This window comes from Planctomycetaceae bacterium, assembly GCA_021371795.1.
GTDB lineage: Bacteria > Planctomycetota > Phycisphaerae > Sedimentisphaerales > UBA12454 > UBA12454.
The window spans coordinates 134,607-153,403 of sequence record JAJFVK010000019.1; the positions used below are offsets into that span (position 1 = coordinate 134,607).

The following is an 18,797-nucleotide window of genomic DNA, read 5'->3' on the forward strand; positions in this document are numbered from 1 at the left end:
TCTCCGCTACGGTCGAAATGACTCACCCGCCACAGGTGCGGGTGCTAAACAATGTCGGACGAGTTGGACAAGTCGGACGGTTCTGACAGGGCGGACACGGACGGATTTAAGATTTGAAATTTGAGATTTGATAAAATGCGTCGCCGTCCTCTCTGATTTTTCTTTTTAGATGTAGAAAAATCCTGGAAATTCGAGGATTAAAATGCCGACAACGGCTAAACATAACGAACCTGCCGAATGAATCGGCAGGCTAACGGAATAAACGCATCGCCGTTCCGGCGAGGGCTAAACATTACCTACCCGCTAATTTTTCATAAGACATTGACGCGGGATGTAAATTTAGTATAATCAACCGTTTGTATTAAATTCAACAGGTAAATATGGCTAAGAAAACGAAAAAACGACTGAAACACGCTAAATGTAAAAATTGTGCCGGGCTGTGCTGCCGATATGTCGCACTGCCAATCGATAAACCAACAACTCGCGGCGATTATGACGATATCCGCTGGTTTCTGACGCATAAACACGTTACGGTTTTTGTCGAAAATAAAACGTGGTACATCAGTATCGATAACAAATGTAGGCACCTGTCGGAAAAAGACCATAAGTGCAAAATCTACGACACAAGGCCGAGAATATGCAGGGGTTATAAAAATGTCGATTGCGAATTGAGCAAAGACCCATACGATTACGACCTGTATTTTATGAACGATAAACAAATGGAAGCCTATATGAAAGTCAAGTTCGATAATAACAATATCGACAGGCTTGCGAAAATAAGAAAAATTAAAAGCAGAAAAAAATGAAAATACCACCGGTAAAAGGCACAAGAGATTTTTATCCTGAAGATATGGCCAAACGCAACTTCATCGTTGACGGCTGGAAAAAAGTCTCGATACGAAACGGATTTGCGGAATTTGACGGACCAATCTTTGAATACCTCGCTATGTATCAGCAGAAAAGCGGCGATGAAATAGCTTCACAGCTTTTTGCGTTTGAAGATCGCGGCGAACGTATGCTGGCTATCCGGCCGGAGATTACGCCTACGCTTGCGCGAATGGTCAATCAGCGTATAAACGCGCTGCCCAGGCCTATAAAGTGGTTTTCTGTGCCGAGGCTTTGCAGAGCTGAACGGCCGCAGAAAGGCAGGCTGCGCGAGTTCTTCCAGTGGAATATCGATATCATCGGCGTTGACGATTGTCTGGCGGATGCGGAAGTGATTTTCTGCTCGGTCGATTATTTAAAACAGGCGGGGCTGACGGATAAAGATATTGTAGTAAAAATATCGAGCAGAAAAATGCTTGCGGCATTTCTAAAAAGTATCGGTGTGCAGGAAGAAAAACTTATGCCGTTGTATGCACTTCTTGACAAGAAGAAAAAACTGCCGGCAGAAACTTTTGATGAACTGCTGAATACGGCAGTTCCAGATAAAGCGGTCGCGGAACAGATAAAGAATTTTATGAATCTCAAAGGAGCGTTCAATAATCTTGTCAAAACAGATAATCAGGAGCTTAACGCAAGTATTGATGAGATGACAAAACTTTTCAGTTATCTTGATACAATGGGGCTTGAAGGTTATTATGAATTTGATCCTGCGATTGTACGCGGGCTTGCATATTATACAGGTGTGGTTTTCGAGATTTACGACAGGTCGGAGCAGCTTCGCGCAATTTGCGGAGGCGGAAGATATGACAATCTGCTTTCTGATTTCGGCGGGCCCAAAGTTTCCGCGACAGGCTGCGGAATGGGAGATTGCGTGCTTGGAATCGTGCTCGAAGAAAAAGGTCTATTCAAAAATGTAAATGAAAATCAACGATTAGATTATTTTGTCGCGTATGCGGACGACACTTTGCAGAATGAAGTGATTCGAATTATTGCAAAATTGCGGCAGGCAGGTAAGAAAGCTGATTTCAGCTACAAAGGCGGCGGACTCGGCAAACAGCTCAAACAGGCCTCAATACTTGCGGCGGCAAAATGCGTTATCGTTGGGCAGGAATTTTTAAACAAGCAGCTTATTGTTAAAGATATGGCAAACGGAGAACAAACAACAATTCCAGAATCGGAATTTTTAAAACAGATTGAAGAATGAAGATAGAATATTGAAGATTTGCTATGGACGGAGGCAACCATTATGAGAGAGCGTTCCAGTGCTGGCTGAAAGATAACGGGGTTCAGTATCTGGCAGTTGACCAGCATAAGCGGACGGCTTTTTCGAGATGCAAAATCAAAAGTTTCGATTTTCTTTTTTATACTGCCGGCGGACGAGCGGTAATCGCGGAAGTTAAAGGGCGAAAGTTTGCAGGCAAAAATTTTTCAGCGTTCGGAACTTTGCCTAACTGGGTGACGGATGATGATATTACAGGGCTTGAAAACTGGATTAGAATTTTTTCGAGCCGATATGAGGGGCTGTTTATTTTCGCTTATGATTTGGAAAATATAGATGTCGAGACCGATGGCAGAGAGATTTATGACTGCCTCGGCAGAAGATATGTTTTTATGGCTGTCAGGCTCGCGGATTATCTTGCCGGCGCAACACTGCGGAGCATAAAATGGAAAACGCTGCATTTGTCGGCGGAATATTTTAAGAAATGCAGTTTTGATGTAAATGAAATGGTTTTACGAACACATATTAGAACCACGAATGAACACTAATAAACACTAATTAGAAAATACGAAATGAACGAAACTATAACTAAACTTGCACAACAGATAATAAACGGCAAACTCATCGAACGTGATGATGTAGAATTTTTATTTTCATTAAGCGACGGCAGTCTGGAAGACCTGATGTATTGGGCGAACCGGATACGCGAGAAATTCTTTGGCAAAAAGATAAAAATCTGTTCGATAATTCCGGCAAGACTCGGCGGGTGCAGCGAAGACTGCAAATTCTGCGCTCAATCAGGCGGACATCAGACTGTTTACAGTGAGCCGAAGTATATGGCTGATGCAGAAATCCTCGAAGCGGCCGGGGATGCAAAACAGAAGGGCGTACAGAATTTCGGGATTGTTTACAGCGGAAGAAGTCTCTCTGAAAAGGAACTTGTACGGCTTGAAAAACTGATTCCGAAAATTACAAATGAAATCGGAATCGCAGTCTGCGGCGGCTTTGGAATCATAAGTTATGAGCAGGCGGTGCGTTTGAAAAAAGCCGGTATGTCGAGGTATAATCATAATCTTGAGACTTCGCAGCGGCATTTTAAAAATATTGTAACAAAGCACGATTATCAATCCCGCATCGATACGGTTAAGGCTGCCGGAAAAGCAGGACTTGGTTTGTGTACCGGCGGAATTTTTGGGATTGGTGAAAACGACAGCGACAGAATCGATATGGCGATGCTGATTCGTGAGCTTGGAGTTGATATGGTGCCGATGAATTTTCTATCGCCGATAAAAGGTACGCCTTTGGGGAATATGCCGGTGATGCAGCCGCGAGAAATTTTGCGGCTGATAGCGTTATATCGTTTCATTTTGCCAAAGGTGCATTTGAAAGTTGCCGGCGGACGATATTTGAATCTTCGTGATATGCAGAGCTGGATTTTTTATGCCGGTGCGACTGCGATTATCAGCGGCGAAAAATATCTTACGACAGCCGGCAGAGCGGTTGAGGAGGATGTCAGGATGATACGCGACCTCGGATTGGAGCCAGAATTAATATGAGAATAATAGCCGGTAAAAAACGCGGGATGAATATATTGCCGCCGAAAGGCAGCGAAACTCGGCCGATAACCGACCGTGTGAAAGAGTCTATATTTGATGTGCTGTTCAAATATAATCTGATTGAAGGCCGATACGTCGCGGATTTGTTTTGCGGCACCGGTTCGTTTGGACTTGAGGCGATAAGCAGGGACGCTAAAGAAGCGGTGTTTGTCGACCAGGACAGACGGGCGATTGATGTCTTGCGAAAAAATATCGAGAAAGCAAAATTTGAGTCGCAATCCAAGGTTGTTTGTGCCAATGCGTTCAAAATCGGTGCGCCGATTGGCATCGGCAAAAAATGTTCGCTGGTTTTTGTTGACCCGCCTTATGACTTGAGCAGGGAAGTGGGCCAGAAATCGCGGCTGGCGGGGCTTTTGGAGATTTTGCCACAGCAGATAACCGAAGACGGGCTGGTTGTTGTGCGGACAGAAAAAAATGTTAAAGTTCTCGACAGTTACGGTGCTTTGAAGATAATAGATAACAGAGTATGGGGAAAAATGAGTGTGAATTTTTTTGCGTTGAAAAATGACGAACAAACAGGCGGCAATACAGATAATTCGCAGCCTTCGTAAGGAAGGTTTTCAGGCTCTGCTGGCGGGCGGTTGCGTACGTGATACGCTGCTGGGCAGAGAGCCGAAAGATTATGATATCGCGACAGATGCGCGGCCGGAGCAAATCTGTAAAATTTTCCGCAGGACAATTCGTGTCGGCACAAAGTTCGGCGTGATTATTGTAATGATGGAAGGCCATCAAATCGAAGTCGCGACGTTCAGGGCAGATACTGGGTATAGTGATGGAAGACGGCCTGATAATATTAGTTTCACTTCGGCTGAAAATGACGCACTGCGAAGGGATTTTACAATCAATGGCATGTTTTTTGACCCGATTAAAAACGAGGTTTTGGATTTTGTCGGCGGACAGAAAGATTTAAAGAAAAAAACTATCCGCACAATCGGCAAGGCTGATGAAAGATTCAGCGAAGATTATCTGCGAATGCTGCGGGCTGTACGGTTCGCAGGACAGTTGGATTTTAAAATTGAGAAAAGCACGTTGGCGGCGATTAAACGATATCACTCACTGATTACAAAAATCAGCGGTGAGAGAATAGCGATGGAGTTGGAATCGCTGATGGCTGCGACCAAGCGAATAAAGGGATTGAAACTTTTTATAGAGACCGGCCTTGCGAAGGAGATTTTTCCGGTTTTAAACGATAAAATAAATTTCGGAATGAAAGTTTTTAAATATTTGCCGAAAGAAATGACATTTGAACTTGCTGTTGCGGGAATGTTCTCCGGCTGCGAAAGTGCCGAGGCGATGGAGAGTCTTGAAGTTTTAAAACTTAGCACGAGTAAATTGAAACACATTGATTTTCTGCTGATCAAAAGAGATTTTCTGAATAATGAATTGTCGCTTGCTGAACTTAAGACGATTGTGTCGCAGCCGTATTATGCGGATTTGTATGTTTTTCAAACAGCGGTATTGAAGGCAGAACGAAAAGGCCTTGCGAAATTGAACGTAATTGCCAAAAGGGCGAAATTGCTTGCGGGCAGGGATTTACAGCCGAAACCTTTGCTGAATGGCCACGAGCTTATGGCTCTGGGCGCAAAGGCTGGGCCGCAGATAGGGCAGATCAGCAAGGAACTTTATGTTGAGCAGTTATCGGAAGATATTGCTACTAAAGAGGATGCGAAACGGTGGGTCGAAAATTGGATAAAAAACCACAAGAGTTGAGCTTGCAATAATTTGTGAATGTGTTATTATATTTCCAGACGGGGCCATAGCTCAGTTGGGAGAGCGCTTGCATGGCATGCAAGAGGCCGCAGGTTCGATTCCTGTTGGCTCCATTGTTGTAAGTTACGCTGAATTCGGTGCTTACGAATACTCGCATTCACGCGATGCGGTTGTAACTCTTATCAAAAAAGCAGTCAATTACTCTTTTGAAAGGAGCGACCGCATCTCGATTGACAGTACGAATCTGCCTGCAAGCGGTCCTTTTACAGTATCACTATGGGTTTATGCTGTTACTCCGGGCAATGACAGAGATGCAGTCTGGATGCAGTATTACAAGAGTTCAAGCTGTTATTTCACCATCGGCACAGATGACCGTGGAAGCGGCAGATTCAAAGTCCGTGACGCCGCAGGCAACACATGGGAAAATTACCGCATGGGTAATGATACATGGGTGAATATGACAATAACGTTCGACGCAAGCGGCAACTGCACGGGCGTATATTATGATGGCGGCTTATTGTCCAGCTATTATATGATTCTTTCCGGCTATACGGATGCGGGCTGGACAGTTTCGGGCACAGGTACTATAATGGGCAGACAGGGTTCAACGTCTTCTTATTATTATAAAGACAAGATAGATAACGTGATGATATTTAACCGAGTATTAAGCGATGAGGAAATCAAGCTGCTTGCCAAAGGCCAATGCGATTCAACGGCCCTTGATTCCGACCAGATAAGCAATTACGGCAATCCGTATTATTTCACAGGCAGAGAATATGACGAGCGTTGCAAGCATTTTCGTGAGATTGAATTTTAAGTTTGTTTTCAGTTCATAACTGAACGTCTTATTCGCAACGTGTAAAAAAGGCCAAGAAATCTCGTGGCGTCAGCACTCTTACATTTCCACATGCTTTTTGTGGAAAATGTTTACCATTGCCTGTCACGAGTAAACGACAGTGTGGATCACTTGCGACTTCTACAAACATTTCATCTGTCGGGTCTGGAAGTCTTGCCGTAATGGGACTGCCTGTGGTACATATTCCCATTTCCTTAATCGAACCCATCAATATTTCAATAATCGCAAAATCAAATCCGAATTTTTCACGATGCAGTACTTGCTCATATTCTAATAATATTCTGGCATCATAACATATCTGGATTTTGCCGTCAGCGAGCATACGGACAATTTCGCCACTTGCAGAAAATGGTTTTAACAGTCCAGATACTATGACATTAGTATCAATAACAGCTTTCACTTTCGGCCTCTCCGTACCTCTTTGATTTCTGCTTGAATTTCTTTTTCAGAGATGGAATCTTTTCCAGTTTTTACTGAGGACTGTTGTAGAGATGTGACGGCTTCCATCGCTCGTGCGCGTCTAATCGCTCGTAGTGAATGTTCAAAATCTTTATCACTGGTGGCGGTCATAATCGCCACAGGTTTACCATTTACAGTTATAACTACTTCTTGTTCCCGTGGCAGCTTACCCCAGAGTGATGACGCTTGTGTTCTTAAATCTTTTGCGGTAACAAATTTCATATTAAGCCTTTCATATTTCGCCACAACTATAGTACTATTGTGCTATTAAAGAGTACATAAAAAAGACTCCAAACGCAACAAGATTATGCCATATAAAGAACTATTTCAGATTGAAAGTTGACTCTGTACTAACACATGCCATACTTGGTTATTATCTTTCCTTGACTTGTCCAGAAGTATTTTACTCTTTCGGCTCGCGTAATTACCGGCAATAAATGCAATGGTTTTTAGAAACAAGTTGCAATTCATCCGTAAATGTTGCTCATTGTCACACAATGAGTTACGAAAAATCGCAGAAAATTAAGAGTTTGGTGTGCGCATCGCATGGCATGCAAGAGGCCGCAGGTTCGGGATAAGGGAGAAAACTGCGGAAAAGCCCATAGTCAGGTCAGTGGGCAAGATTGGATAAGTTGCTCTTATGAACCTGTTACCGTTGGAGGTACTTGCAATGTTGTGCAATAGCAGGCCAGAAATAACGTCCGAGCAAATTAAGATTTGTGAAAAGTGCAAATTTGCTTCTGCAAAAAAAATATGGTGTAGCAAGTTTGGCTTTTATTTTAAAGAGCCGAGTAAAATTATCCAGCCGGATAAAAAGCTGATTTTGACAAACGAAACCCACACAACCCACACGCAAATCCCGCAGCCGGTCGAGAGGCCCAAGCCAACATTGCTGCAAATGGCTGCTGACTTTACAAAAGCCATGTTGCGATGGAGCAAAAGCAGCCTTGCGTGTGTATTTAAAGAAGAATATGTTCGTAGACGAACTATTTGTTCAGAATGTACTAACGGTTGGCGTTGTCCTCATTGCGGATGTATGCTTTGGGCGAAAGTTGCCTTGGTGACGGAGAAATGCCCAGAGGGAAAATGGTGATAGTTGGCATGCAAGAGGTCGCAAGTTCGGGATCCTGGAACTGTATAATGTTATATGATAACGTAAAATTAGAATAGAACCCCATTGCCGAAATTTGATTAATGTGCCACAATTATACTATTGACGAGCACGAATAGGAGTTTGGGCTACCGATCTAATATTTTTTATCTTATCCTCACATCGTCCTTCGGATGAATGTGAAGAGGATAAGATAAAAAATGCTCTTTATGTGAAAAAACTTGTTGACCGACTATGGATCATAGGATTATACATTATCACCTTAAATATTCTCAATCTTTTTTTCAAGTAAGGATTTAATGGCACTGTAAAAAATATTATAAACCAAAATATAATTTGCATTCGTAATTTTTTGTGTATTATAGAAATTTAAATATAATGATAACAATGTAGCATAAATTTACTATATTTAGAAATTCGGAGATATAATTATGAATAAAAGAAGTTTTAATGGCATAATTCCTGCCCTTTATACATGTTTTGAAGATAGTGGCAGTGTTAACTATAAAGAAACTGCAAGGCTTGCCAAATGGTTAGTTAAAAAGGGGTGCGGAGGATTTTATTTGTGCGGTACAACGGGAAGTGGATTGCTTCTTAGTAAAGAAGAACGGGAAAAAATTCTCGAATCTGTTGCAGAATCTGTTAATGGTGATGTGCCAATTATGGTGCATGTAGGTTCAATGGCAACAAAAGATGCAGTAGAATTAGCGAAACATGCTGCGGGAATAAAAGGAGTATGTGGTATTAGTTCGCTGCCTCCGCAATATTATCCAGTCGGCTTTGATGATGAAATAGCAAATCTTTCTATTATTGCCGAAGCTACGGATATTCCATTTTATCCCTATTTATTTGAGTCAACAGTCAACAAATATGGAGTGGATAATTTAATCAATGGTTTTGCAAAAATACCAAATATGGCAGGAATAAAAGCTTTTGTTGCGGATTTGTCTATACATCAGGCAATAGTTAACAATGGTCCCGCACATTGGCAATTATTTCATGGGTTTGATCAATGCCTTTTACAGGCATTATCGATTCCTCAGATAACAGCCGTAATAGGTTCAACATATAATGTAGTACCTGAAATTGTTATTGAAATTTTCAATGCAATTAAAAACAATGATTATAAAAAAGGCAGTGCGCTAAGTTGTGAATTTCGCAAGTATTGGCTCTCTATACAAGGCTACTCATTTCTTGGCTTTGGCAGCTACTTTCTCAAAAAACGTGGTTTCAGAATGGGCCAGCCTAGGCTTCCACTTCGATGGCCTGATAATGATGAGATCATTGTGGTTGAAAACCGCATGCAAAAGTCTGGTTTTAATTTGGAAAACGGCGGCATAATGTAAAAATAAGTTATTTTTATAAGTCTATGCATTTTAATGTTTTATATTAGCAAAATAAGCATTTTTTAGAGGTTTTTTTTAATGTATTTAAATTTTTTGGTTGACAATTTATATGGACATGATAACCTTATCATGAAAACGATATCATAGAAACTAAAAATATGCAAATTGATGAACTAAAAACAACGTTGAAGAAAAAGAAACCGAGCCTTATTAATGTTGCGGAATTGGCAAAAGTAAGTCCGGTAACTGTGGCACGTACTTTCGCAGGTTCAGCACCGGTTGCTGAGAAGACACGGCAGAGTGTTGAAGCTGCGGCGAGAGAATTAGGTTACAAGCCGAATTTACTTGCCAGAGGATTACGCGGAGGCAGGACTCAAACGATAGGGGTTTTATGGTCTTTGGGCGGCCCCCCGGCTGCGGTTCAAATGACAAGAAATCTTACCATTCGAGTGCAAAGGCGAGGATATGTTCCTTCGGTAATGGATAATATTTTTGATGATGTTGAAATTGCCAAGACCCTTGAAGATTACAGTCATCGCGGCATAGATGGCATTGTGGTTGAATGGGGACCTCCTGTTCCAAAAGATAAAAATATATTTTCCCTTCTCAAGAGATTCCGAGCGGCAGTAGTTGTTACGCCAAGTTATCAGGGGTTGGGAGTTGACGAAGTTGTTCAAGACAGGCTTGGAGCGATTTCCGCAGTTGCTGAACACTTTGCGGCGACAGGACGCAACTATCCGGCAATCATAATGCCATTGACTTCAGCGAAAGAAAAAGTAGGTGCTTTTGTGCAGACTCTGGAGAAAAAGGGAATTCCATTATCGAAGATAGCATTTGTAGATTGTCCATGGGGACCAAGCCAGGTGTTTACTCAAACCTATTATGATGTTCTGGAAGGAAGATTTCCGAAAGGCCATACTAAATTGCCAGATTGTCTATTTTGTGGTGCTGATGAAGGTGCAATCGCCGCTGTCGCATGGGCAAAAAATCGCGGCTTGCGTGTTCCTCAAGATATTGCAATAGTAGGTTTTAACGATAATGATGGCCTTAAATTTATGGACCCTCCGATAGCAAGTATTTCACGACGAAATTATGATGTAGCTGATGCTATTGAAGAAATGTTATTCGGCCGTTTGGAAGAACCGCAGTCGCCGGTGCGTACTAAGCAAATTTCAATGGAATTTATTTGGCGTGAATCTGCTGGTTAGCTTTTTGCAGATGCAAGCTGTGTAAAAAATATATTGTTGATAAAAGTTAATGGCGAAAGGAGGTTTAAGAAAAAAAACAATTAGGCGGGAAAAAATATAATTGATATAAATTAGTTTTTTGGAGGAAGTATAATGAAAAAGTATTTAACAGTTTTGTTTGTAGTAGCAGTACTTGGAAGCGGGATTGTAAGGGCTGAGTTTATGGACTTTGTTGCAGTTGGCGATGCCGGCAATGTGGCTGACACGCGTTTAGTCAGAGGGGCTTATACCTTTGGTGCGGTAAATTATGATTATGGTATTGGCACCTACGAGGTAACTAATGCGCAGTATGCGACATTCCTGAATTCGGTTGCAGCAGATGATATATATGGCCTATATAATGAGAACATGGGAAGTTCCTCCTACGCTTATAGAGGTGGAATAACCCGAAGCGGTTCGGCAGGGTCATATACATACAGCACGATTTCGGGACGTGAAAATATGCCCGTAAACTGGGTTAGTTGGGTATCAACGGCAAGATTTGCAAATTGGATGAACAATGGTATGCAGAATGACGCATCTACTACAGAATATGGCGCATATGACGATCCTTTCCTCGAACCAGCGACGCATAACGCAAATGCCAAATACTGGATTCCTACTGCGGATGAATTTTATAAGGCTGCATATTATAAAGGCGGCGGCACAGACGCAGGTTACTGGATATACCCAACACAAAGCGATTCTACGCCTGTTGGTGGTCCAGATGGAGCGAGTTATCCCGCAACAAACCGAATTAATTATCAAGCGGACAATTATGATTTCGGTGAAGGTTATGACCAGGGTGATTTAGTTGCTGTTGGTAACTACTCTCTATCATCAAGTGCCTATGGTGCGTTTGATATGGGCGGAAATGTATTCGAGTGGAATGAAGGTTATGCACTGGGTGGATATCCGGATACATACAGATGGCGTAATGGCGGCAATTTCCTGCAGAATTCAGCAAGTGAAGTATCTTATGATTCATTGAGCGTAGCAATTGCAGCGAATGGACAGAGAGTTACAGGATTTAGAATTGCATGCGATCCTACTATGGTTCCAGAACCGACAACGATATGTCTTATGAGTGCAGGGCTTATTGGTTTATTAAGAAAACGGAAATAATGAAAGATTGTTTAGGGGCGCAATTTCTGCGCCCCATTTTAAAGCAGTCTTTAGGAGCTAATTGTGAAATACAGAATTTTACAGGTAAAGAGTCATGGCTTGGAAAAAGCCGAGGGAAAACCGTTGGCGGGTTTTACACTGGTTGAACTTCTGGTTGTTATCTCGATCATCGCCATACTGCTTGCAGTATTGATGCCTGCTTTGAGCAAAGCACGTGAACAGGGGAAAGCAACTGTCTGCAAATCGAATTTAAAGCAGTTGGGACTGGGGTTTACTTTGTACGCAGAGGCTTATAATGGCGGATTGCCGCAGGCCGACGGCGGCTTCAAGGTTATATATCCTTATCTTTCAATAGACAAAAATGTGTACAATGCACTTAATGGCGGCAGCAAGTATTTTTGGTGCCCAAGTGTAAAAACAGAATATAATAATGTGTCATATGGCCTAAACTGGGTAAATGTTTTTGCGACTAAAACGGATAATGGTCAGAGTTGGGGTAACCCCGCATTGGAAATAAGCCGTAAACTGCCGAGGGTTCCGCGTACAACCTTTTTGATGGCTGATGCGGGTAGCGGCGATGGCAAGATATGTCCACCTACAAGGTGGATATTTGACTATGATGCAGACAAAGATGGGACAAAAGATTCCTGTGCAAATCTTGTCAGAGGATACGGGAAGATTGCGATATATAATTTTTTCGTTCCGAGACATAACAAAACGGGCAATGTATTACTTGCTGGAATGTCTGTAACGGCAGTACCCATTCGGGATTGGGCTACCAATAAGAACGGTGTATGGGGACGATCGGACAGACCTTAGTTGCGAGTTTTTTCAAATTTTTAAATAGGAGTTTTTATGTATAAAATAATAACGATTTGTTTTTTGGGGTTAATTCTTGGGAGTTTGAGTTACGGTGCAACTGCAAAAAAAGTGATTCAAATGGGATATGATGACCCAAATACCGCTTTATTTATAACGAATATAAATGAAATGAAGAGTCAGCCGTTTGATGGAACTGGTTTTTTTGCTGAACCATTGAACCCAACGACAAGGAATCAATTCAGTTGGCAGTGCTGGGGAACGACGATGTTTAGCCGTTCTGATTTGCAGCATTGCATCGACGAACTTAATGCAGTCAGCGATTATGGTAATTTTACGGAAAACTTCTTAAGAGTTACTGTCGCGGCAGATAAGGATGTTACATGGTTTGTAGACTGGTTCGATGATTTCAATTCCATCAAAGCCAATATGGCAACCGCAACGTGGATGATAAAGCAGGGTGGCGCTAAGGGTATGTTTTTCGATATCGAATCTTATTCCGGCCAGCTCTGGCAATATTCAGAACAAAAATATAAAACTACAAAAACTTTTGCGCAATACCAGGCACAGGTCAAGCAGCGCGGCCGTGAAGTAATGCAGGCAATGCAGGCTGAAGACCCAAATGTACTCATTTTCTTAGCAGCCGCTTATAGTTATGTTTGGGGTCCGAGCCAAATAAACGGTAATATATCAGAACTGCCCAACGTTCAATATGGTTTGCTTCCTGCATTCCTCGATGGTATGCTTGAAGTAGCCGGTACGGGCGTGAGATTTGTCGATGGTTATGAAGGCTCTTATAAATTTAAAACTCTGACAGAATTCCAAAACGCAAGAACTGCATTTACAACAGACTGTCTGCCGATTGTTGCTGATGATGCTAAATATGTGCAGAAGTATACATTAGGTTTTGGTTTGTGGATGGATGTCGATCATAGGATTGGGGGCTGGTATACAAGTCCTACCCAGCAGTATTTAAATTATTTCAATCCTGATGAATTTGAATCTGCTTTGAAATATGCGTTGAGTGTTGCTGATGAATATGTCTGGGTTTATTCAGAGACACTTTTCTGGTGGAATGTTCATGGTGGTAACAGGAATATACCATACACTTATCACGCAGCAGTTCGATTTGGCCGGTCGAATGAGTTTATGGAGTTTGTACCTGTCGAAGATATTGGCAATTCAGTGGATTCACGGCCTGTAACATTTATAGGACAAACATTCTTTTTTGGAAATGTGCCATATAAATATCAAATTGGAAAATATGAGGTGACTAACGCACAATATTGTGCTTTTTTAAACGCGGTTGCTGCAAGTGATCCTCATGAATTATATTATTATGATCCTTTATTTGAAATGAATCCCAACGGAGATTCGAGTTATCCCAACAGAGGCGGTATCGAGCGCAGCGGTTCTGATGGCAGTTATACCTATAGTACAATTCCAGGCAGGGCACATCTGCCAGTTAACTGGGTAAGCTGGCGTTCGGCTGCGAGATTTGCCAACTGGATGCACAATGGAAGGCTCAATGATGCCAGCACCACCGAATATGGGGCTTATGATGCAAGTACTTTCAATGAAGTAAATCCTAATCCCAACGGTTGGGGCAAAACTGATCAGTTGACACATTTTCCAAATGCCAAGTATTGGATACCTAAAACGAATGAATGGTATAAGGCGGCATTTTATAAAAGCGGCGGCACCAATGCCGGCTACTGGACATATCCAACACAGAGCGACACTGCTCCTGCACCGGGACCATTTGACATTGATTTTAATCGTGCAAATCATACGGCTGACAATTTCGATTTTGGTGAAGGTGTGGACCATGGCGATATGGTTTCAGTGGGTTTTTACACTGCTTCACCAGGCGCTTATGGAACATTTGATATGGGTGGAAATGTTTTTGAACTAATGGAGGAATGGGCTCCTGCGGGTTATGAAAACAATTTGCGCAGAAGGCATGGAGGCGCATGGTGTCATGATTATTCATATTTGATGTATAATACTTTGAGTTATGATTATTGGGGACCGTATTTGGATACAGGATTCAGGCTGGCATTCAGCGGCCCGCAATGTGTAGAGCCAATTGTAGGCGATATATATCCTGACTGTAAGATTGATTTTATGGACATGGCAAAGATGGTTGAAAGTTGGCTCGAATGCAGTCGAGTTCCGCAAAGCGAATGTTATTAATAACACTGAAATAAAGGTAGTCGATATATAAACAGATATAATAGGAGTAACAATGAAAAAGCAATTAATAGCTTTATGTTCTGTATCTTTTATCGCATTGTTTTGTGCTGGAAGTTTAAAAGCTGATTTCATGGATTTTGTTGTAGTTGGAGATCCATGCAATGCATCGGATACACGTTTAGTTCGTAATACACTGTGGGGCAATGTAAACTATTTGTACAAAATTGGAAAATACGAAGTTACAAATAATCAGTACGTAGCCTTTTTGTGTGCGGTTGCTTCAAAAGACGATCCTCATAGCTTATATAATACAAATATGGCCAATCCCGTATATCCAACCAGAGGAGGAATAGTTAGAGGCGGTTCTCCAGGAGCATATATATACGGACTTAATGGCGGATATGGTGATAAACCAGTTAACTGGGTCAGTTGGCGTTCAGCAGCGAGATTTGCCAATTGGATGCATAATGGAATGCTAAACGACTCAAATACCACTGAATATGGCGTTTATTCGAATATTGATTCAGAACCGACGACTGTAACTCATAATGCAGACGCAAAATTCTGGATTACAACAGCAAATGAATGGTATAAAGCGGCATTTTACAAAGGCGGCGCCAACGCAGGCTATTGGACATACACAACCCAAAGTAATTCAGCGCCTGTCGGCGGACCGTTACCTACAGACCCTGATAACAAAAAAGTTAATTATCAAGCTAACGGTTTTGATTGGGGAGACGGTGTAGGTTATGGCAAGACGACATTTGTTGGAACATATTACGAATCACCAGGGCCGTATGGTACTTTTGACCAGGGCGGCAATCTCTATGAATGGAATGAAGGCAGAGTTCCAACTTTTCCTGCAACCTATCGTATACGAAATGGCGGTTCTTTTCTTAAAGATGCTGCAAGTGATGTTTCGTATGCCTCAATGCATTATGCGATTGCAACAGCCACAAACAATGAGACTGGTTTTAGACTCTCGACCATTTTTACTGGTTGCTTGACAGCATTCCCAGGTGATCTGAATGGCGATTGCAAAGTTGACTTTACGGATTTTGCGTTGTTAGCATCTCATTGGGCCGAGTGCAATTTGGACCCTGCAGAAGCATGCAATTAATCTGATGCAATAAGTTCACGTGTGTTGCAGGCCATAAGGAAATGGCTGACGGTTGAAAATCTTTGATTTCTATGTACAATCCCTATAAAACTATTTAAGGGATTTTGGGAGCTAAAAATGTCTTTAGTGAAGGTTGTTCTCCTTGGTGCAGGCAGCAGGGGTAATGTCTATTCCAACTATATACAGCAGCATTCCGGCGATGTAGAACTTGTCGGTCTTGCAGAGCCAAGAGAATATTATAGAAATCAATTTGCCCAAAAGCATAAAATTCCTAAAGAAAATGTATTCGAAGATTGGCAGGGGCTGGCGTCAAAAGATAAATTCGCGGATGCCGTCATTATAGCTTTGCAGGATTCGATACATGTTGAGCCGGCAGTTGCGTTTGCCAAAAAAGGCTATCATATTCTGCTTGAAAAACCGATGGCGACTACAGAGCAGGGATGCAGGCAAATTGTTGATGCCGTTAAGAAAGCAAATATCATTTTTGGTGTGTGTCATGTATTGAGATATACGCCTTATAGTCAGAAACTTAAAAATATTCTTGATAGCGGCAGAATCGGCGAAATAGTAAGTATTCAGCATCTTGAGCCGGTGGGTTATTGGCATCAGGCGCATTCTTTTGTGCGCGGAAACTGGCGTAATGAATCGCAGTCAACGTTTATGCTCATGGCCAAATCATGCCACGACCTTGACTGGATAAGATTTATGTCGGGTTCGAAGTGCGTAAAAGTTTCTTCTTTCGGCAATCTCAAGTATTTTACAAAAGCAAATAAACCGAAAGGCGCTTCGGACCGCTGTCTGGATTGCATACATGAACCAAATTGTCCGTATTCGGCCAAGAAAATCTACATGAGCTTCGCGAACAAAGGGCATTTCTGCTGGCCGGTGGATACAATAACAAATGATTTAACCGTAGAAGGCGTGCTCAACGCCATCAAAACCGGTCCTTACGGCAGATGTGTTTATTCATGCGATAATGATGTGGTTGACCATCAGGTAGTAAATATGCTTTTTGAAGACGGGAAAACAGCGACATTTACAATGACCGCTTTTACCGAATTGACCAACAGAAGAACCAGAATCTTTGGAACAAAAGGCGCGATTGATGGTGACGGGACGAAAATTAAAATATACGATTTTCTCACCGACAAAAAAGAAGAAATAGATACAACGCCGGCAGACAGTTCGATTTATGTCGGACATGGCGGCGGCGATGAAGGCCTGATGAATAATTTCATATCCGCACTTGCCGGAAACGACCGCAGTAAAATATTGACCGGACCTGATGAAACACTTGAGTCGCATTTGATGGTTTTTGCGGCCGAAAGATCCCGGCGAAATGGAAATATAGTTTCAGTGGAAAATTGAAGAATATGAAAGACGTATTTCACGAAGTTGATTTTTGCGTTGTTGGCGGAGGATTGGCTGGTTTATGCGCAGCTGTTTCTGCCGCCCGGCATGGCGTAAAGGCGGCTTTGATTCATGACAGGCCTGTTCCGGGTGGCAACGCTTCAAGCGAAATCAGAATGTGGCCGGCCGGCGCCCGTGGAGAAAATAATAGAGAGACAGGTATAATTGAAGAAATCATTCTGGAAAATTACTATTTAAATCCGTTATCAAATTACAGTATCTGGGACAGCGTTCTTTACGGCAAAACAAGGTATCAGGACGGCATTATATTGCTTTGCAACTGCTCTTGTGTTGGTCTTGAAATGCGGGACAATCAGATTGCATCCGTAAAGGCGTGGCAGCTTACCACTGAAACACGGCATACAGTTAAAGCCAAAATTTTCGCCGATTGTTCGGGCGACAGTATTTTAGCGCCCATGTCTGGAGCGGAATTTAGTATCGGCAGGGAATCTTCAAAAGAATTTAATGAAGATATTGAGCCTTCCGCTGCGGATAAAAATACGATGGGACTAAGTTGTCTGATTCAGGCGAGGGAAACGTCTTCATATCAAAAATTCATACCGCCGAAATGGGCTTACAAATACGCGAAAGATGAAGATTTGCCCAACCGCCCGCATAGAATCGATGAGACTAATTATTGGTGGATTGAAGTCGGCGGCGTAAACGACAGCATTCACGATACAGAGCAAATAAAAGATGATCTTGTGAAAATCGCGTTTGGCGTTTGGGATCATATAAAAAATCATGGCGACCATAACGCAGATAACTGGGCTTTGGACTGGGTTGGTTTTCTGCCAGGCAAACGTGAAAGCAGGCGTTATGTCGGCGACTATATTCTTACGCAAAATGATATTCGTGCGGAAGGGAAGTTCGATGATATAGTGGCTTATGGCGGCTGGCCGATGGACGACCATGACCCAAAAGGATTCAAACAGCCGGGTAATCCAACGATTTTTCATCCTGCTCCTTCTCCTTATGGGATTCCGTACAGGTGTCTTTATTCGCGCAATATTGAAAATCTTATGTTCGCGGGACGAAATATAAGCGTTACTCATGCTGCTTTAAGTTCAACTCGTGTAATGCGGACATGCTCCATTATCGGTCAGGCAGTTGGAACAGCGGTATCTATCGCTCTGCGAAAACAAACAACACCAAGAGGCGTTTACAATAAGCATATAAAAGAATTGCAGCAAATACTCATGGAAGACGATTGCTATATTCCATGGCATACTCGGCCTGTTCCGGAATTATCACGACAGGCTGAATTGACAGCATCACAAGGCGATCCTGAACCATTAAGAAATGGAATTGATCGGCCTGCGGGTAATAATGATAATGGATGGATGGGAAAGTTAGATTCATGGATTCAATATTCTTTCAAAGAGCCGAAAAATATAAAACAGGTTTGCCTGATATTCGATAGCGACCTTAATCGCAATAACATGGCGTTGAGATGCTGCTATCCGCTCGACATAGAGCCGTATGGCGTGCCTAAAACCATTATCAAGAAATTTAAAATTGAAACTCAAACAGAAACCGGCAAATGGGAAACTGTATTTAGCGAGGATAATAATTATCAAAGATTTGTACGCGTCTCGATTTCTGTTTGCACAAAAGCGGTCAGATTTATACCACAGGCAACATGGGGTTCGGAAAATGCGCATTTATTTGCGTTTGATGTTAGATAAATTTTGAAAGG

The 18,797-nt window shown here is 42.2% G+C and carries 17 protein-coding genes, 1 tRNA gene and 1 pseudogene; 17 read left to right on the top strand and 2 right to left on the bottom strand.

What is annotated here, in order from left to right; translation table 11 throughout:
* Window positions 1–380 precede the first annotated feature (380 nt).
* The 8 genes from LLF92_09275 to LLF92_09310 all read left to right on the top strand — a co-directional run bounded on the left by LLF92_09275 (window position 381) and on the right by LLF92_09310 (window position 6,247).
* Window positions 381–806, top strand: coding sequence for a YkgJ family cysteine cluster protein (locus LLF92_09275; protein ID MCE5341299.1), 426 nt, complete (start codon window positions 381–383; stop codon window positions 804–806).
* On the top strand, window positions 803–2,089 hold the full coding sequence (hisS, locus tag LLF92_09280; protein ID MCE5341300.1) for a histidine--tRNA ligase: 1,287 nt from the start codon (window positions 803–805) through the stop codon (window positions 2,087–2,089). The genes LLF92_09275 and hisS overlap by 4 nt, the downstream gene beginning before the upstream one ends.
* A 23-nt stretch (window positions 2,090–2,112) precedes the next feature.
* On the top strand, window positions 2,113–2,652 hold the full coding sequence (locus LLF92_09285) for an HYExAFE family protein (GenBank protein MCE5341301.1): 540 nt from the start codon (window positions 2,113–2,115) through the stop codon (window positions 2,650–2,652).
* Between the two features lie 24 nt (window positions 2,653–2,676).
* Window positions 2,677–3,660: a biotin synthase BioB gene (bioB, locus tag LLF92_09290; GenBank protein MCE5341302.1), complete on the top strand. Its 984-nt coding sequence runs from the start codon at window positions 2,677–2,679 to the stop codon at window positions 3,658–3,660.
* Window positions 3,657–4,271, top strand: a complete 615-nt coding sequence (gene rsmD, locus LLF92_09295; protein MCE5341303.1) for a 16S rRNA (guanine(966)-N(2))-methyltransferase RsmD — start codon at window positions 3,657–3,659, stop codon at window positions 4,269–4,271. The genes bioB and rsmD overlap by 4 nt, the downstream gene beginning before the upstream one ends.
* Entirely contained in the window at window positions 4,225–5,430 is a 1,206-nt protein-coding gene (locus tag LLF92_09300; GenBank protein ID MCE5341304.1) for a CCA tRNA nucleotidyltransferase, read from the top strand. Before rsmD ends, LLF92_09300 begins: the two co-directional genes overlap by 47 nt.
* A gap of 40 nt (window positions 5,431–5,470) precedes the next feature.
* Window positions 5,471–5,543: transfer RNA gene (locus LLF92_09305), tRNA-Ala, on the top strand.
* Window positions 5,507–6,247 carry a LamG domain-containing protein gene (locus LLF92_09310; GenBank protein ID MCE5341305.1) on the top strand — a complete coding sequence of 247 codons (741 nt, stop codon included), beginning with the start codon at window positions 5,507–5,509 and terminating at the stop codon, window positions 6,245–6,247. The genes LLF92_09305 and LLF92_09310 overlap by 37 nt, the downstream gene beginning before the upstream one ends.
* 28 nt (window positions 6,248–6,275) lie before the next feature.
* On the opposite strand, the gene LLF92_09315 is transcribed toward LLF92_09310, so the two are convergent.
* Both LLF92_09315 and LLF92_09320 read right to left on the bottom strand, forming a co-directional pair.
* A complete protein-coding gene (locus LLF92_09315; protein MCE5341306.1) occupies window positions 6,276–6,686 on the bottom strand; it encodes a putative toxin-antitoxin system toxin component, PIN family in 411 nt (136 codons plus the stop codon).
* Window positions 6,683–6,967: a hypothetical protein gene (locus tag LLF92_09320; protein ID MCE5341307.1), complete on the bottom strand. Its 285-nt coding sequence runs from the start codon at window positions 6,965–6,967 to the stop codon at window positions 6,683–6,685. The genes LLF92_09315 and LLF92_09320 overlap by 4 nt, the downstream gene beginning before the upstream one ends.
* A gap of 418 nt (window positions 6,968–7,385) precedes the next feature.
* Between LLF92_09320 and LLF92_09325 the strand changes: the two genes are divergently transcribed.
* The 9 genes and pseudogenes from LLF92_09325 (at window position 7,386) to LLF92_09365 (ending at window position 18,786) form a co-directional block, all read left to right on the top strand.
* Entirely contained in the window at window positions 7,386–7,838 is a 453-nt protein-coding gene (locus LLF92_09325) for a hypothetical protein (GenBank protein MCE5341308.1), read from the top strand.
* A 449-nt stretch (window positions 7,839–8,287) separates the two neighbouring features.
* Window positions 8,288–9,202: a dihydrodipicolinate synthase family protein gene (locus tag LLF92_09330; protein ID MCE5341309.1), complete on the top strand. Its 915-nt coding sequence runs from the start codon at window positions 8,288–8,290 to the stop codon at window positions 9,200–9,202.
* A 158-nt stretch (window positions 9,203–9,360) separates the two neighbouring features.
* Entirely contained in the window at window positions 9,361–10,410 is a 1,050-nt protein-coding gene (locus LLF92_09335; protein ID MCE5341310.1) for a LacI family transcriptional regulator, read from the top strand.
* A gap of 132 nt (window positions 10,411–10,542) precedes the next feature.
* On the top strand, window positions 10,543–11,553 hold the full coding sequence (locus LLF92_09340; GenBank protein MCE5341311.1) for an SUMF1/EgtB/PvdO family nonheme iron enzyme: 1,011 nt from the start codon (window positions 10,543–10,545) through the stop codon (window positions 11,551–11,553).
* A gap of 99 nt (window positions 11,554–11,652) precedes the next feature.
* Window positions 11,653–11,823: pseudogene (locus LLF92_09345) on the top strand (type II secretion system GspH family protein).
* 585 nt (window positions 11,824–12,408) lie between these two features.
* Entirely contained in the window at window positions 12,409–14,568 is a 2,160-nt protein-coding gene (locus LLF92_09350; protein MCE5341312.1) for an SUMF1/EgtB/PvdO family nonheme iron enzyme, read from the top strand.
* Between the two features lie 52 nt (window positions 14,569–14,620).
* Window positions 14,621–15,688 carry a formylglycine-generating enzyme family protein gene (locus tag LLF92_09355; GenBank protein MCE5341313.1) on the top strand — a complete coding sequence of 356 codons (1,068 nt, stop codon included), beginning with the start codon at window positions 14,621–14,623 and terminating at the stop codon, window positions 15,686–15,688.
* A 117-nt stretch (window positions 15,689–15,805) separates the two neighbouring features.
* Window positions 15,806–17,056 (top strand): Gfo/Idh/MocA family oxidoreductase, encoded by a 1,251-nt coding sequence (locus LLF92_09360; protein MCE5341314.1) that lies wholly within the window; start codon window positions 15,806–15,808, stop codon window positions 17,054–17,056.
* Between the two features lie 5 nt (window positions 17,057–17,061).
* The gene (locus LLF92_09365) at window positions 17,062–18,786 is read left to right on the top strand and encodes an FAD-dependent oxidoreductase (GenBank protein ID MCE5341315.1); all 1,725 of its coding nucleotides are present in this window, start codon (window positions 17,062–17,064) and stop codon (window positions 18,784–18,786) included.
* Window positions 18,787–18,797: the final 11 nt, after the last annotated feature.

Bases quoted from the DNA above. Each gene is read 5' to 3' on its own strand.
- LLF92_09275 (MCE5341299.1), top strand. From the start codon at position 381: ATGGCTAAGAAAACGAAAAAACGACTGAAACACGCTAAATGTAAAAAT.
- hisS (MCE5341300.1), top strand. From the start codon at position 803: ATGAAAATACCACCGGTAAAAGGCACAAGAGATTTTTATCCTGAAGAT.
- LLF92_09285 (MCE5341301.1), top strand. From the start codon at position 2,113: ATGGACGGAGGCAACCATTATGAGAGAGCGTTCCAGTGCTGGCTGAAA.
- bioB (MCE5341302.1), top strand. From the start codon at position 2,677: ATGAACGAAACTATAACTAAACTTGCACAACAGATAATAAACGGCAAA.
- rsmD (MCE5341303.1), top strand. From the start codon at position 3,657: ATGAGAATAATAGCCGGTAAAAAACGCGGGATGAATATATTGCCGCCG.
- LLF92_09300 (MCE5341304.1), top strand. From the start codon at position 4,225: ATGACGAACAAACAGGCGGCAATACAGATAATTCGCAGCCTTCGTAAG.
- LLF92_09310 (MCE5341305.1), top strand. From the start codon at position 5,507: ATGCAAGAGGCCGCAGGTTCGATTCCTGTTGGCTCCATTGTTGTAAGT.
- LLF92_09320 (MCE5341307.1), bottom strand. From the start codon at position 6,967: ATGAAATTTGTTACCGCAAAAGATTTAAGAACACAAGCGTCATCACTC.
- LLF92_09325 (MCE5341308.1), top strand. From the start codon at position 7,386: ATGAACCTGTTACCGTTGGAGGTACTTGCAATGTTGTGCAATAGCAGG.
- LLF92_09330 (MCE5341309.1), top strand. From the start codon at position 8,288: ATGAATAAAAGAAGTTTTAATGGCATAATTCCTGCCCTTTATACATGT.
- LLF92_09335 (MCE5341310.1), top strand. From the start codon at position 9,361: ATGCAAATTGATGAACTAAAAACAACGTTGAAGAAAAAGAAACCGAGC.
- LLF92_09340 (MCE5341311.1), top strand. From the start codon at position 10,543: ATGAAAAAGTATTTAACAGTTTTGTTTGTAGTAGCAGTACTTGGAAGC.
- LLF92_09350 (MCE5341312.1), top strand. From the start codon at position 12,409: ATGTATAAAATAATAACGATTTGTTTTTTGGGGTTAATTCTTGGGAGT.
- LLF92_09355 (MCE5341313.1), top strand. From the start codon at position 14,621: ATGAAAAAGCAATTAATAGCTTTATGTTCTGTATCTTTTATCGCATTG.
- LLF92_09360 (MCE5341314.1), top strand. From the start codon at position 15,806: ATGTCTTTAGTGAAGGTTGTTCTCCTTGGTGCAGGCAGCAGGGGTAAT.
- LLF92_09365 (MCE5341315.1), top strand. From the start codon at position 17,062: ATGAAAGACGTATTTCACGAAGTTGATTTTTGCGTTGTTGGCGGAGGA.